The 14,671-nt window shown below is 45.9% G+C and carries 13 protein-coding genes; 2 read left to right on the top strand and 11 right to left on the bottom strand.

What is annotated here, in order from left to right; translation table 11 throughout:
- Positions 1-120: 120 nt before the first annotated feature.
- Positions 121-2,370, bottom strand: a complete 2,250-nt coding sequence (locus tag Q0668_RS11995) for a hypothetical protein (RefSeq protein WP_298864767.1) — start codon at positions 2,368-2,370, stop codon at positions 121-123.
- A gap of 663 nt (positions 2,371-3,033) precedes the next feature.
- Between Q0668_RS11995 and Q0668_RS11990 the strand changes: the two genes are divergently transcribed.
- Together Q0668_RS11990 and xerD are read left to right on the top strand one after the other, a co-directional pair.
- Complete coding sequence (locus Q0668_RS11990; RefSeq protein ID WP_298864764.1) at positions 3,034-5,298, top strand: ATP-dependent helicase; 2,265 nt, start codon at positions 3,034-3,036, stop codon at positions 5,296-5,298.
- 154 nt (positions 5,299-5,452) lie between these two features.
- A complete protein-coding gene (gene xerD / locus Q0668_RS11985; protein WP_298864761.1) occupies positions 5,453-6,403 on the top strand; it encodes a site-specific tyrosine recombinase XerD in 951 nt (316 codons plus the stop codon).
- 25 nt (positions 6,404-6,428) lie between these two features.
- Here xerD and Q0668_RS11980 read toward each other — a convergent pair whose 3' ends face one another.
- From Q0668_RS11980 to Q0668_RS11935, 10 genes are all read right to left on the bottom strand, one after another.
- Entirely contained in the window at positions 6,429-7,382 is a 954-nt protein-coding gene (locus tag Q0668_RS11980) for a DUF1559 domain-containing protein (RefSeq protein WP_298864758.1), read from the bottom strand.
- An 84-nt stretch (positions 7,383-7,466) separates the two neighbouring features.
- Positions 7,467-7,796 (bottom strand): hypothetical protein, encoded by a 330-nt coding sequence (locus Q0668_RS11975; RefSeq protein ID WP_298864755.1) that lies wholly within the window; start codon positions 7,794-7,796, stop codon positions 7,467-7,469.
- Between the two features lie 109 nt (positions 7,797-7,905).
- Positions 7,906-8,520, bottom strand: coding sequence for a hypothetical protein (locus Q0668_RS11970; protein WP_298864752.1), 615 nt, complete (start codon positions 8,518-8,520; stop codon positions 7,906-7,908).
- On the bottom strand, positions 8,517-8,951 hold the full coding sequence (locus Q0668_RS11965) for a prepilin-type N-terminal cleavage/methylation domain-containing protein (RefSeq protein ID WP_298864749.1): 435 nt from the start codon (positions 8,949-8,951) through the stop codon (positions 8,517-8,519). Before Q0668_RS11965 ends, Q0668_RS11970 begins: the two co-directional genes overlap by 4 nt.
- A 46-nt stretch (positions 8,952-8,997) precedes the next feature.
- Positions 8,998-10,104, bottom strand: a complete 1,107-nt coding sequence (locus Q0668_RS11960) for a type II secretion system F family protein (RefSeq protein ID WP_298864746.1) — start codon at positions 10,102-10,104, stop codon at positions 8,998-9,000.
- A gap of 68 nt (positions 10,105-10,172) precedes the next feature.
- On the bottom strand, positions 10,173-11,414 hold the full coding sequence (locus tag Q0668_RS11955) for a type II secretion system F family protein (protein ID WP_298864742.1): 1,242 nt from the start codon (positions 11,412-11,414) through the stop codon (positions 10,173-10,175).
- Positions 11,415-11,496: 82 nt separating this feature from the next.
- A complete protein-coding gene (locus Q0668_RS11950; RefSeq protein ID WP_298864740.1) occupies positions 11,497-12,585 on the bottom strand; it encodes a type II secretion system F family protein in 1,089 nt (362 codons plus the stop codon).
- Positions 12,586-12,662: 77 nt separating this feature from the next.
- A complete protein-coding gene (locus tag Q0668_RS11945; RefSeq protein ID WP_298864737.1) occupies positions 12,663-13,865 on the bottom strand; it encodes a GspE/PulE family protein in 1,203 nt (400 codons plus the stop codon).
- Between the two features lie 11 nt (positions 13,866-13,876).
- Positions 13,877-14,326, bottom strand: a complete 450-nt coding sequence (locus Q0668_RS11940; protein WP_298864734.1) for a hypothetical protein — start codon at positions 14,324-14,326, stop codon at positions 13,877-13,879.
- Positions 14,319-14,671, bottom strand: a 353-nt coding sequence (locus tag Q0668_RS11935) for a sigma-70 family RNA polymerase sigma factor (RefSeq protein WP_298864730.1), incomplete at its 5' end; no start/stop codon positions are given. The genes Q0668_RS11940 and Q0668_RS11935, both read right to left, overlap by 8 nt.

Here is a 14,671-nt window from a genome sequence, read left to right as displayed (position 1 = left end):
AAACGTGTGAAGTTGGGATACTACTGTCAGGAAAAGTAGTGGCTACTACACATTACATAAAAAAAGAGGCGAATCGATTGATTCGCCTCTTTTTATTTCTTAATCCATTTTCAATTCAGCTTATTTCACTGATGCTGTTTTTTCCACAGGAGGTGGAACGGCATCATGTTTTTCAACTGTCAAATCGTTTCCAATAGTTAAAGTTAACCAGCCATCTTTCGGTTCGATTCCGGTAATGTGCAGATAAACATTCCGATTTTCCAGTTTCGCTTTCACTTGAGCATTTTCCACACGATTCGGAAATGCCTTTTCCATCTTGTTGCGAACGACACCCGCACGAGCAATCTGTGCTGCAATTCGTTCCGGCTTCACTAGAGCAGACGACTTGACATTTCCACGTGTCACGTGAATCTTGTCCCCTGCAACTTTGAAACTCAGAGGGACTGTAATGATCTGAGTCGGTACTGCTGTCTCGCCTTTTTGTTCGAAACCACAACGCAGAATGATGTTCAAGGTGTTGTCGCTGATTTCAATCCGAATCGGATCCTTTTTATCAAAGGCTAGTATATTGGGACCTTTGTCGGGATCAACGGGAGGTCGTTCCAGTTTCACTTTTCGACCCAAAACATCGGCCAGCGAATTTTCAAACTCGGCCATCAAGTCCTGATCCGAAATTTTGCGGCCTTCCAGACCCATTCGTGAAAGGCTGTTATTCATTACAGATTCATGCAACTGAAGAACTACGCTATCTTTTGCAGAGATGTTAAGTGGCGGCGAGTTGGCGGCCAATTCACCGGTATCCATCAAACGAGTCCGAATGTAAAGATGGCTGTCTGTCGAAGCAAAACTGCGGGCTGAAGGAAACAGGCCGTTATCTCTCAGACGCTTATTGAGTTCACCACCCACCTTTTTATTGGATTGGGTAATTCTTCCATCTACTTCCTCATCAAAACGAGGACGAACCCGATCACGAACACGTTGAGCGGCAATTGCTTCCGATTCGCCTCGCAACTGATCGGAACGACGGTAGGCCATCTTCTGGCCCAGTTTTGATAACAGCGGCACTCTGTCCAGTTTCGTGCTGGCTCCGACAGTTGTGTTATTGGCATCAACTTTCACCCAGGCTGGCTGAGTTACGAAGAGATCTCCGTCGAAACTGACTTCTTTGCCACCCCAGAACTCGTGATGACCTTCAGTATAAATCGTTGCCTGGCTTGTTGTACCAGAGGTCGAACTGTTTGTGACACCAGAAAGTGTCAAATCGAACCGCAATGTAGTATCACTGGGCTTGAAATCGACTCCGATTTCCGTCGTGGTTGCCTGATTTCCTGTGACATAAGCTCCCAGAATGCAATCAACGACAGGGCCTGTTTCAGAAGTACTATCACTGATCAGACGGTTAACAAAGTCTTCAGCAACCATAACTCGCAGGTTATAGTTAAAATAACCATTTCGCAGGGCACTCGTTAATGATCCCAGACCGCCTTCCAGTTCCTGACGTAACAAAGCGTAAGCTTTACGCGCTTCAAACGCGTTATGACTGCTTTGGGTGGCTTCATATTCTTCCAGGTTACTCACCAGCGATTTCAATTGCTGACGAACTTTACTGACATTCACCTTGGCTGCACCCGGCTTTGATTGAGCTAGAAAGGCATTGACTGATTTTTCCAGGTCTTTGAACTGTTTCTGGTTAAAAAATTTACGCTGCTCTGTATCTTTCAGTGCACCACGAGATTGAAATTGTGCTTTCAAGGATTTTAATAAATCGTTTAATTCGACTTCAGAGTAACTGTTTTTTAATTCCTTTTGCAGTGCTTTTAACTGCAGATAATCGACCCAGCCATTACCATTCTGCAATGTGTCCAGATATTTTGTTAACGCTTTCACTGCCGCGGCCAACTCATTTTGTTTTGACTTGATTTGAGCAGCCTTGACGGTTCCCAGGTTTTGTCCCAAGGTTTTGAGTACAGCATCAGCGATTTCAACCCGTCGTTCCAGACGACTGGTGAACTCCGCCAGATTTGCCTGACCTTTTGCTTCTTTAATTTTTGCCTGCAGGGCACCCAATGTCTGTTTTTGCTGTGCCAGATTTAAATCTGATTCATACAATTTGCCCAGCAAATCAGAAACCTGATCGCCCCATTTGGCCCATTTCCCTTCCAAATCTTCGGGAGTCTCAGCGAGATCCTCGGGAACTTCGGCAGGCAGAATTCCTTGTAACCCGACTTCCTTTGGCGGGGCCTTTTTGACTTCAACAGCCATCGTGGTTGTAGCAACCAACATTAAACTGGTAATACCTGAAACGGCAAAACTGACCATGCCAAAAAACTTTTGATTTTTTCTGGATGGTTGAGGTTCCTTGAAAAGCATGTCTGATCGCACTCCGTCGACAAAGGGATTCGAAAAACGATGGTCACCGAATAATCAGAACACCGGACAGATTTGGTCCGCGTTACAAATGAGTAGAGGTGAGACTACCGTTGTAAAATTATTTATCGTCATTTACTGACAAGGAATGTGTGTTGAATTCGTACATCATCCCCGCCATTCAACTATTAAAGCATCGAACTCTGCAAAACCCTGCTAAATACGCAGGTTCGAAAATTAATCTCCGGCTATTACAGTTTTCTTGTACATTCAAGGTGGTGAAGTTCCTGGCCGAATAATCTCGCCAAACAACCCATACTCTGAAATTGGAAAAGTCAAAGTTCAAGGTTCGCTCAACAAAATATCAAGGTGCATCATCAGACCACCTCTGCGCAGTCTAGTGGACCCACAAATATTGTGCAATCAACCAAAGCAACTTGAATTCGCAACATTAACAAAACATACAACCGTTCACTATTTCTTGCCTAAACCAAAATACGGATACTTTGATTCATAATGAACGAGAGCCCGCCACAGAGTGTTAGAAGAAATGCATGTATAATGAGATGAATATTAAGTTGTTCGATTTGGAATTTCAGCGCAGGCAACGTACATTGTTTATTTCTAATACTGAATCCCCTTAAAAAGACGAACAAGGATTTACTCTTGGATTTCCAGCAGGTCCTGACACCCGCGCAATACGCGGCGGTATCAAATCATCAAGGCCCCTTATTGGTACTCGCCGGTCCCGGCTCAGGAAAAACACGCGTCATCACTCATCGGATTGCTTCGCTGATCCACGCTCAGGTTCCTCCACATCAAATTTTAGGGATCACATTCACGAATAAAGCATCAGACGAAATGGGCGAGCGTGTTCGGGAATTGATTCCGAATTCACGCGTAGAAATTTCTACCTTTCACAAATTCTGTGTTCGAATTCTAAGACGATACGGAAACGCGGTGGGCCTCGACAGCAATTTTTCCATTTTTGATACGACAGATCAACACCAACTAATTCGTCATGTTCTACATGAGTTAGATATTGATACTGTCACCTATAATCCATCCACAATTGCCTCAATGATCAGCCGCGCGAAGAATGACCTGATCACTGCAGAACGATTTGTAGAAGCCTATCAGGAATCATTTGGGAATCATCTGCAGGCGGTCGCAGCGCGCGTCTATCCGGTTTATCAAAGACTCTTACTGGAATCAAATGCAGTGGACTTTGATGATTTGCTGTTGCACGTTGCCTGTCTCTTAAAAAGTTCCCCTGAATTACGCGCGACTCTGGACGAACGATATCAATATATACTGGTGGATGAATATCAGGATACGAATCTGGCGCAATACCAAATTGTAATGGGGCTTTCATTAAATACGCGCAACCTCTGTGTAACCGGTGACCCTGATCAATCCATTTATGGTTGGCGAGGCGCAAAAATTGCCAATATCCTGCAATTTGAACGAGATTTTCCAGACTGTAAAACTGTTCGATTAGAACAAAACTTTCGCAGTACAAAAGCAATCCTGAGAGTAGCTGACGATTTGATATCACATAATCAAAAACGCAAAGCCAAGGCGCTGTTCACGGAAAATAAAGAAGGAACTCCGGTTGAACTACTCTGCTTTTCCGATGAACGCCATGAAGCGAACGAATTAGCACTTCGAATTCGTAATGCCGTCGATCAGGGTGACTTTCAATACACGGATTTTGCCATATTTTACAGAGTGAATTCGCTTTCCAGAGAACTGGAACTGGCATTAGCGCGACATAAAATCCCCTATCAACTGGCAGGCAGTGTCGCCTTTTATGAACGAACAGAAGTGAAGGATTTACTATCCTATCTGAAATTGATCAACAACCCGGATGATCGAGTGGCATTTTCTCGAATTGTAAATAAACCGTTGCGAGGTATCGGCAAAACGACACAAAATAAACTGATGCGCTGGGCCGATGAAAAAAAGATCAGCCTGCTGGAAGCCGCTCATCAAGCTGCAGACTGCCCTAAACTTTCCAAACGTGCCGCAACAATGGTCGCGCGATTCGCAAAAATGATCTCCGGTTTTTCAATGGCCGATTCCGGATCGGTTGCGCATCTGATGGAATCGATCATCGATAGCACCCGCTTGATCGACAGTTGGAAAGAAAGCCCCAATGAAGAAGATCAACAGCGAATTTCCAATGTGAATGAATTAGTATCAACGGCACGGAAATACGACGAAATCTACGGTGAAGAAACGAACCTGGAAGGATTCCTGGAAGTCAGCACATTGGCCAGTGCCACTGACCACTTGGATGCGACGGCTGGTCGCGTGACACTCATGACGCTGCATGCAGCTAAAGGACTGGAATACCCGGTTGTCTTTATTGTTGGTGTGGAACAAAACCTGATACCCCATGAGCGCGTCCTGCGCGAAGAATTTCGCGAAGGACTGGAAGAGGAACGACGGCTCTTCTTCGTTGGCATTACACGAGCCGAACAGTCTCTTTACCTGACACAAACACGCGAACGTTCTCTCAGAGGGCGCCCCTGGCGGACGATCACCAGCGACTTTCTGAAAGAAATTGACGTCGAGGTCAACGACCAGACTGATAACATCTTCGAATCGAAATCTCATTTCGATGAATTCGTTGAATCGGTCAAAGAGGGTAAGGTTGACACCGAAGCATTGAAAGCCTCGATAACGAAACGTCCTCTCTTAATGACCGGTGCAGATCTCCTGAAACAAATACCGGAAGCTGCCGAACTTCCGCAAGGATTTTCCGTTGGAATGCGCGTCAGACATCCCCGTTATGGTGTTGGAACCGTCATGGGAATGAGTGGTTATTCCCGAAAACGAACGGTCAACGTCCTTTTTGATGACGCAGATGAAAGCCAGACATTCATCGCCGCTCATTGCCCCTTACAACCGTTGGGATTGCGCTAATCTGTTTCGGACTCAAGGCATTCATCGCTTTTCACCGATAAAACTTAGGGACCATTGTCTGCACCTCCAGAATCAGAGAGGCTGGCTACCACGCCGACATTCTAAGTTATATTGAAACCGGATTCATTCTCGTCAGTCACTTCAAAGGTGCTTCATGCCTCCACGTAAAAGACCACCCGCGAAATCAAAATTTCAGGCCCGCAAACATGCAGACCCTGGCGAACACCTGGAGCCGTTCTTAAATTATCTGGAAGCCGAATGTGGAATGGCGGTCAATACGATCTCTGCCTACCACTCGGATATCGTTCAATTTCTGGCATGGTACGCCAAACAGGAACCCCTTCCGCTAAGTGATGTCGATTTGAGATTTCTTTCCAGCTACCTGGGAAAACTTAACCGGCGAAAATTGGCGGCAACCACCGTCGCCCGGCATCTGGCATCGATCAAATTATTTTTTCGCTATCTGGTCCTCGAAGGAGTCCTGGCGGAAAGTGTTGCTGACCTCCTCAACGCGCCCAAACTCTGGAAATATTTGCCCAAAGTCTTGAGCCCCGAAAAGGTGAATGAACTCCTGATGGCCCCTTGCAGAGAAGATCGTTACCCTTTGCGGGATCGCGCCATATTGGCGATGCTGTATGCCACAGGTTGTCGTGTGACCGAAATCGTGAGCCTGCCTATGGACGCCGTCAAACTGGATGAAGGCTACGCACGTTGCATCGGAAAAGGGAATAAAGAACGTATGGTTTCACTCAATCCGGTTGCTGTCGCTGCCGTAGAAGCCTACTTGAACCATGAACGGCCCGCGATGGTGAAACGCAATCAGACTGACCAGTCGCTTTTTCTGAACCGGGGCGGCAAGCAGCTTTCACGAATCATGGTCTGGAACATCGTCAAGAAAAATGCGGCTCGGATTGGATGTAGTAAAGAAGTCAGTCCGCATACTTTACGACACAGTTTTGCCACTCACATGATGGCCGGCGGTGCCGAAATTCGTGCACTCCAGGAATTATTGGGACACGCCAATATTCGCACCACGCAAATCTACACTCACGTAGAACATAGCCGTCTGAAAGCAGTGCATCAAATGTATCATCCACGTGGATGATACATTCACTCAACACAGAATTCACTTAAAATTCTTGCATGATCAGCTTTCCATCAGCGCGATTGCCCAATTGCTCGAAGAGTGCGGCATCAATATTTTCAGAGAGAAACCTGACAGAGCCGTCTCCTAAACCAAACTGAGCACCTCCGACATGATAGCTGCCAAACCCACCCACTTTGAGGAGAGGATCAACGGGATTCTGGTTCTTGTCATCTGCTTCTTCATCCGGCAAAGGTTGAGGGGGCTTACGATTATAGGCTCCGGCACTCTTTGGAAAGTCAGCATTAAAAGAACCGGTATTTCGTAAACTGGCTTTCGTTCCGGACATCCAACCCAGGTCAGTCTCTTTGAATAAATGTTCGCCGATAAAGATGGTATTGCTACTGCCATCTGTGATCTGTTCATAGCTGACACTGCTATTTAAATACATCACACCTGTGTTATCAACGTTAATGGGAGCATCCCCACCGTTATAGCAGGCTGCATAGTTGGTCTGATAAATTTCGATGTTATCCTCTGCAACAGAACGTGTGAGTGATTGATGTGGATCTGAAGGACATCGCATCACGGAAACGGGCGCCTTGCGAACCTGCTGATTGTCTGGAGCGTAAACACTTTGTTTAAAATCAATCGCACGAAAAAGGGGCTGTTGATCTAGATAGGGCATCATTCCTGCTAACCAGCCCATGTGATATCCCACGGGCTCATTTTTAATAGGACCCGTCTGGTTATAAACACCAGCCGGTAATACTTCGAAAGCCATTTCATAATTTTGAATCGCCAGGCTGATTTGCATCAAATTATTTTTGCACTGTGTACGACGGGCTGCTTCGCGGGCCTGTTGAACCGCCGGCAATAAGAGGGCAATTAAGATGGCGATAATCGCAATCACCACCAGTAACTCAATCAAAGTGAAGCCCCGCGGTTTGGCGCTTCGCCGAATTCGAATTTGTGATCTCGTAAAAACGTCTTTCATCATTTTCATTCCCTGGATATATAAAATTAAAAAAGAGCTTACAATGTATGATTAATATAGAACCAATATCCTCTCTTGCAGGTCAGATCATAAAACAACCTTTTTTGTTCGGGTAACCGAAAACGTTGTTTTCTCAGGATATTTAACACGGGCCTCAATCGATATCAGGCGGTCATCCTTTCCTGCTGGTTTGAGTGTAATCTCTGCAGACCCTGCATAACGAGTTCCCAAATCAACGGGGTTGATTTTCCAGACCTCACCCTGATATTTCGGATCTTTCAAGCGTTGTAAGGCAGCGCGTTCCAGCGCCGACTCCAAAATCCATTCCGCTTGAACACGAAACTGTTCTTTCATCATTTGCCGTCTTTGCAATAAAGCAGACTTCAGTAGCGAAGCCATTAAAAGAGAAACTAACATCAGACAAACCATGACAATTACTAGAACAGCGCCCTGCCGAGCGACACTCATCTTGGTTTGTATTCGAGATTTTGATGATCTTCGCATAGTATTGACCCTGCTTGTCCGCTTATTTTGTTTCTTTTTTCGTTGGTTTAATTTGCATGTTAGTCAGACGATAGTCATGACCTATTGTGGAAATAATCTCGAGATCTCTGTGCGACGATTTGATCTCAGAATTTTTGACCGATGTTTTATCCTGCTTCAGAGTGTTTTTCGCGTGTGAGGGTTCATCAATGGCGATGCCCGCCTGATTCAAACGCTTCCGTTCAAAAAAGTAAGCATGGCTTCCTTCCGGTAAAAAGAAACCATCCCGATGAACCTGTTGCTCATTCCTCGTCACCACTCGAAAAATTCGGTGACCTTCTATCCGATACTTCACGATTTCGGCGCCCGTTTTTTTAATTGTCAGTTCGGGACTGTTGCGTGTTGACCCTTTCAGAAATTCCAGGCTGGTTGCCGCATGAATATCAGAGCGGATGAGACGTGAAAAGCGATGAAAAGACGACCCTAACCAGGCTGCTTTACTCGTTTCACGCTCGGCACGCATGACGGTATGCATCGTTGTCATGCTGATGCCCATCATAATCGTGGCGATGCCCATCGCAACCACAACCTCTACAAGAGAAACTCCCGGTGGAATGCCATACTGTTTTATTGAGATGCAAAAGCGACGCCGCTTCATTTCTGTTTTTCCTTAAGACCGACCCAGGATGTCAATCGAACCGGGGCCACATTGAGTCCCCGATGATCTTTCCAGCCCAGCCGGATCTGAATTTTTTTCATTTGCAGCACTTGATCTGGCTCGCTGATTTCAATTCTCAAATCTGCATCGGATAATTGTCGCAGAGCACTTTCTGAAAGAGCTAATTTGTCTACCGTCGACTGCTTCACTTCACTGAAAGGTAACGCCACCACTCGTTCCATCATGTTTTCTACTTCAACGATCGCGACCTGATAGCGTTCGGTTTGTCTGCGTTCACGATGTACCCAAAAAATGGCAGGCACGACGATCATCATGACCGCTGTCAACAATACACCGGCGACCATCATTTCGATCAGTGTGAATCCACGCCGCTCGCGCAGCGCCAATCCGACTTTTGATGGAAAATACATTCTAGTACGAATTTGATTTCTCACGGTACTAACCAATATAAAAACGTTATGCCAGGGAATTCATGAGACTCACCAATGGCAAAAACAGACCAATTACGAAGGCGCCCACCACACAACCGATGCCCAATATCATCGCCGGTTCAAAATATTCTCTTACCAATGCCATACGATAATCGATACGCCGCTCAATACTTTTGGCGACCGCTTTGAGTGCCCAACTCAGATTGCCGGCTCTTTGTGCAGACTGCAACAATCGCACTTCACTCGGAGCCAACAGACTATAATCATGCAACGCAGTCCAGCAATCATTGCCTCTACGAATATCTTCCAGGATCGCTCGAAACCGCTGCGACATAAATCGGTTCGTAGTCGTATGCGTTAGCGTTTCAAAAGCCCCCAGTAACGGACGCCCCGATTCGGTGACAACATGTAAAAAACGTAAGACATCGGGGGCTCTCCCGCGCGGATAAATCCCTGAAAAAGACCTTCCATACCCTTTTCTTTCAAGAATGCCCAACTTGATCAGAAAAACTCTGAGCACGGAAATAATTACGCCGAGCGCCGGAAAGAGATAGAAATAATTGACGAACCAATCCGCAGCCTGAATAAGTTCCACGGTTAAAGCCGGCAATTCCATGTCAAAATCAAAATAGATTTTTTTCATTTTGGGAATAATGTAGTAACAGATAAACGCTTGGACTAACAACATAATTGTTACTATAGTACTGATATAAACCCAGGTTCCCGGACGCAAAAAATCACGGTCGTTGCGCCGCTCGGCGCAGGTTTCCGCAGCCAATGCAAAAGCGGAAGGCAGCGTGCCTGATTCTGCACCAGCCTTCACCAGAAAATAGGCATGCGAGGGAATAACCGTGGGGATCTTCTCAATGGCATCCGCAAGTGACACGCCGCTTCTGAGCAAATCAACCAGTCGGAGAATTTGATATCTCCAACGGCCTCGCACATCTTTCGCAAATGTCTCCAGCACGTCAATTAACGGAAGCTGTTTCTCTGAAGTAATAGCCAGAACACGCAACAAAGCCACCTGCTGTGAATAGGTGACGCGACCAAAGATCGAAAAAATCCCACACCCATAGAGCAGGGGACTATGTTCAACACTCAAAAACTTTTTGAAACCTGAATTCCGATCCATACTGTCGCGATCTGTTCTGATGACCTTATTCTAACTGTTTATGAATCATCACGAATCTGTAAATAGTTTTATGAGAGCATATTCAGCAGCTTAATCAGGGGAGCAAGCATGGCGATGAATAAAAAACCCATCAGTGTCCCACAGAAAATAATGATGAGCGGCTCGACGACACTCGCAAAAAATGTAATGCGCACCCTGGTCTGGCTGTTCAACATATCTGATAAAGCATTCAGAATTTCAACGGAATATTTTGGTTCCGTTCGAGAAGAAGTTCCTGTATGGTTTGCCAATGTCCGCAAGAAAGTCGCGGGGAATATATTTAATGATTCCAGAGGCGCCAATTGTGCTTCTCCAGTTGAAGCAGCTTGAGTAAATTGTCGACACGCTGCGCGAATTTGATAATTACTGGAGCTTTCCCCTGACAGTTTCATGGCTTCATGAAAAGGAGTTCCATTATCCACCAGTAAAGCCAGCAAATGAGAGAAACGGGAAACCGTAATTCCACTTAATAAACCTCCTACCAGAGGTAAACGATAAATAATTTTTTGCGAGACAACTTGACCCATGTCCGTCTTGATAAACCACAGACAACCTGTCACTGAGATCAAAACCGCAGGAAGATACCACCACCATTGAGTGCGCAAAAAGAGAGATGCCTGCATCAGTTTTAAAGTAATGGCCGGCAATTCCACCTGAAAATCCATGTAGATCGATTCAAATGAAGGCACAATCCAGAACAGGATGCTCAATAACACCAATGTCGCGAAGCCGAGCAGAATTAGTGGATAACTAAGCGCCATCAATAACTGGTTTTTCATTTCTGAAAGTTGCCTGGTATGAGCAACATAGTCCGCCAGAATTTCCGTCATTCTACCTGATTGAGTACCAGCATGTACCAGAGCACAGAGTTCACGCGGCGCTTTAGAATCTGCTAATACCGTTTCCAGATCATTTCCTGCATTCAGTTCTGATGCCATTTTCTGAACGGCGGAGCGAATGCGTGCATTTTCGATTTCATGCGAAACCGCTTCCAACCCCCTGGACAAAGGCAGCTTGGCACGCGTCAAATCAGATAGATGATCGGAAATCACTTCAAAATCACGCGATGAAAGATTCGAAAAATGGTTCGCTTTTGAAACTTCCGGAGCAGCATATGCCATCTCTGCTACATCCTCATCTTCTTCAATACGTCTAATGATGACGCCCTGGTCCTGAAGCAAACTGGCCACTTCATCCCCGTCCGCAGCATGAATACGGCCTGAGACGTTTTTGCCTTTCGAATTGATTCCCTGGTAACGATACCAAATCATCTGACTTCAATCCCTTGAAAACGAACACACATCAAATTGACATAAATTTTGAAAATGATTAACTCACATTAGAGTGAGAACTTTAAGGATTCGCTAATTGTTTAAGCATATCGGAGAATGGCAGAAATAATACAAGAGAATAGCACAATACCGCTCCGCCTCCGATAATGGTTCCAGTAAAGATCGGAAACAAGACTCTAAACCATCGCGTATAGTTGGTTGCTTTTCTCCGATACATATCGGCGGCGTTTTTCAACGCCAGACTTAATTCATACTGTTGATTTTTTGTCGTCAACAACCAGGTCAACAAAGGTGGCCAGCCATATTCTTTCGTCGTATCGCCTGTTTCCAGTTGAGACATGGAGTGTCGCTCTGCCATCAGATTCGCTGAATTCACCAATTGATCATCGCCGGTTGCTTCCGCCGCCAACACAATCGATTCTGAAAATGGAATCTGCTGCTGAATCAAAAGCGACATCAATTCCGAAAAATTTCCGTATCGATAATAATTCGCTATCTTTTGTACGCCTGGAATCCATCCAATCAGGCGGCTGGTCCCTTTAAAATTCAACAACTGGGAACTGCCGGTCCGCATCCATAATATCACAAACAAAAAAAGTAATAACGGTGGTATCATCCCCCAATACACGATCGTTGATTCCATGACATTTAAATAATGTAAGGGACGGGTTTCCCCCAGACGAAATACCTCATACACAATGTTAAATCGCGCGAGCATTTCAAACAGAAATACCAGAAACAGACCATACGCCAAACTGAATACGATCAGAGGATAAATCATTGCCATGCCGATCTGGCGTCGTAAATGAAACAACTCCCAGGCATAATTTGACATTTCCTCCAGTGCAACTGTCAATTTTCCTGATTTGATTCCCGCTTCTACAATCACGCGATAGACCTTCGGAAATCGATCGCCTTCTGAATTCATTGCTTCAGCCAGCGAACTACCTCGCTCCATTCTATCAGCTAAGTCCGCGCTGATATTACCCAGGCGGTCGGGCAGTTCGTTTCCCATTTCACGCAAGCCCAGCTCCAGCGGAATCCCGGCTTGAACCAAAGAAATGATCTCTTCGTTCAAAGCGATCAATTCGTCCAGTTCAAACTTTGTTTCTTTTGTATTGGGTTTTTCAGAATCGTCTCTCGAATTCATATTCACACTCTCTATGGTAGAAACGATTTATTGCCGGGTTATTTACTTTATCGTGAATCGCATAACAGAGTCACTCATTACTCCAAACGTGTCATTCCCAGAATCCGTCGTACTTCAGCAGGACTGGTGATCCCCTGATTCACGGCTTCGATCGCACGATCCCACTGAGTTCGCATTCCTGATTTGATCGCCAATTGATGCAGGGCTGTTGCATCAGCTTGTTTTAAAATTGCATTGGCCACATCAACCTCATTGGGCTGTAACATTTCTGTAAGAACGATCCGTCCCCGGTATCCGGTTTGGCCACAGTCTGCACAACCGACAGGAACTTTCCATTGTTCGGCAGACAGTCCCAAACGGTCCTCCTCCGCCTGGGAAAATCGGGCACAGGTACAAAGCCTTCTCAATAATCGCTGGCTCAATATGGCCAATAATCCGCTGCGCAGCAAATAAGGCTCGATGCCCATATCTGCCAAACGACTGACGGCCTCCGTAGCACTACCCGCATGGAATGTCGTAACAACCAAATGTCCGGAAAGCGATGCTTGAAAAACCGTTTCTGCGGTTTCACGATCACGGATTTCACCCACCATGATCACTTCAGGGTCCTGCCTGAGAAGAGATCGCAAACCAAGTACCATATCAAATCCGGACGAAGGGTTCACCTGCGACTGCGCCACCGTGGGAACCACTACTTCAATGGGATCTTCCAAAGAAGCCAGACTGCGCGATCCTTTTGATTGTCGAATGATTTCGCGCAGACATGCGTAGATCGTTGTTGTTTTACCACTGCCCGCCGGTCCCGTCATCAATATGACGCCCCCGGTTTGTGTAAGCAACCGCTTCAATTCAACAAGAATTTCCTCGGGTAGATTTAAACTTTCCAGATGTTTGTATTGTCCCGAACCGACAAACAACCGCACGACCACCTTTTCTCCATAGAGTGTAGGAAAGGTACTGATCCGTGTTTCGACAGCCTGTTCCCCCTGCTGGCGAATCCGGCCTTCCTGAGGAACATCCGTCCGATAGGTCAATAAATGCGAAATGACTTTCAAGCGCGCTGTAATTCGTGGAGCCAACTCATGTGAAAAATCGGCAACATGATGTAATACACCGTCAATCCGCCAATCCATCCGCATTTTATTTTCGGTTGGCAGCAAATGAATATCGCTGGCATTCATCTCCTGTGCCTGATTTAATATTAAATCAACCAGCTCTGTCACGAATTCCGGATGGTTCTCTGTTTTTTCAGGAAGCTGCTCCTGAAAGCGTTGGGACAAGGTCTCCTGCATTAATCGCCTCGATGAAAGATCTGCTCAATCGTTCCTGCTCGCTCATTCCGAAATTGAACGACGGCATCGACGAGCCCCCATTCACCAGTTTGCTTCAAAGTCGCCTGCACGGAATTCCAATCAGTCTTGATGATCACTGGTTGATGAGTTGTTGTAGAGATTCCTAATACCTGGCTGCTTTTCACGTAGATTGCTTTCGACCAACCCGGTCCGCGATCAGAAGCCGCGGTCTGCGTCCTCTCTGAATCACGCATTCCGTATAACAATGTCATGGCCAGAAAAAACATGACCCCGGCAACCAGACTTCGCTGATAGATCTTTCTGGAACGGGCCTGCCGTGCTGCATCCAGCACTTGTTGACGGTGACTGACTCGCAATGGAATTGCAGAGTCAGAAGACACCTTCATGAGTTGTTCTTCCAGTGAATGATGATCTTCAAATTCAAACATTGATATCCTCATGCGTCATGGGACGCAGATAATTATCTAATTTCTGGAGTGCATAACGATAACGACTGGCCACAGTATTCGGCGATTCATCCAGCACGTTGGCTATTTCTGCAAAGGTCATATCTTCCCAAATCTTCAAAACCACGACTTCAGATTGATTGGTAGGCAGCCGTTTGAGCGCTTTTCTGATCATTTGCGCTTCGTCATTCTCTTCAACGATCTCTGAATCTCGTGCCCAAAGTTGCCTGCACTGAGCAAAAATCTGGATCGGCTTTCGCTTTTGCAGGATCCTTAATCCCGCATTTCCCAGATGACTTCCCTCGCTTTGGCACGTAATTTGCGCCA

This window comes from uncultured Gimesia sp. (assembly GCF_937910335.1).
GTDB lineage: Bacteria > Planctomycetota > Planctomycetia > Planctomycetales > Planctomycetaceae > Gimesia.
The sequence above is the reverse complement of the archived record's forward strand: the minus strand, read 5'-3'. Positions and strand labels throughout refer to the sequence as shown.

What these genes read in the sequence shown, in the direction of transcription:
- Q0668_RS11970 (WP_298864752.1), bottom strand. Translation starts at nt 8,520, where the DNA reads ATGAAGCGGCGTCGCTTTTGCATCTCAATAAAACAGTATGGCATTCCA.
- Q0668_RS11975 (WP_298864755.1), bottom strand. Translation starts at nt 7,796, where the DNA reads ATGTTAGTTTCTCTTTTAATGGCTTCGCTACTGAAGTCTGCTTTATTG.
- Q0668_RS11950 (WP_298864740.1), bottom strand. Translation starts at nt 12,585, where the DNA reads ATGAATTCGAGAGACGATTCTGAAAAACCCAATACAAAAGAAACAAAG.
- Q0668_RS11995 (WP_298864767.1), bottom strand. Translation starts at nt 2,370, where the DNA reads ATGCTTTTCAAGGAACCTCAACCATCCAGAAAAAATCAAAAGTTTTTT.
- Q0668_RS11955 (WP_298864742.1), bottom strand. Translation starts at nt 11,414, where the DNA reads ATGATTTGGTATCGTTACCAGGGAATCAATTCGAAAGGCAAAAACGTC.
- Q0668_RS11980 (WP_298864758.1), bottom strand. Translation starts at nt 7,382, where the DNA reads ATGATGAAAGACGTTTTTACGAGATCACAAATTCGAATTCGGCGAAGC.
- Q0668_RS11960 (WP_298864746.1), bottom strand. Translation starts at nt 10,104, where the DNA reads ATGGATCGGAATTCAGGTTTCAAAAAGTTTTTGAGTGTTGAACATAGT.
- Q0668_RS11965 (WP_298864749.1), bottom strand. Translation starts at nt 8,951, where the DNA reads ATGTATTTTCCATCAAAAGTCGGATTGGCGCTGCGCGAGCGGCGTGGA.
- Q0668_RS11940 (WP_298864734.1), bottom strand. Translation starts at nt 14,326, where the DNA reads ATGTTTGAATTTGAAGATCATCATTCACTGGAAGAACAACTCATGAAG.
- xerD (WP_298864761.1), top strand. Translation starts at nt 5,453, where the DNA reads ATGCCTCCACGTAAAAGACCACCCGCGAAATCAAAATTTCAGGCCCGC.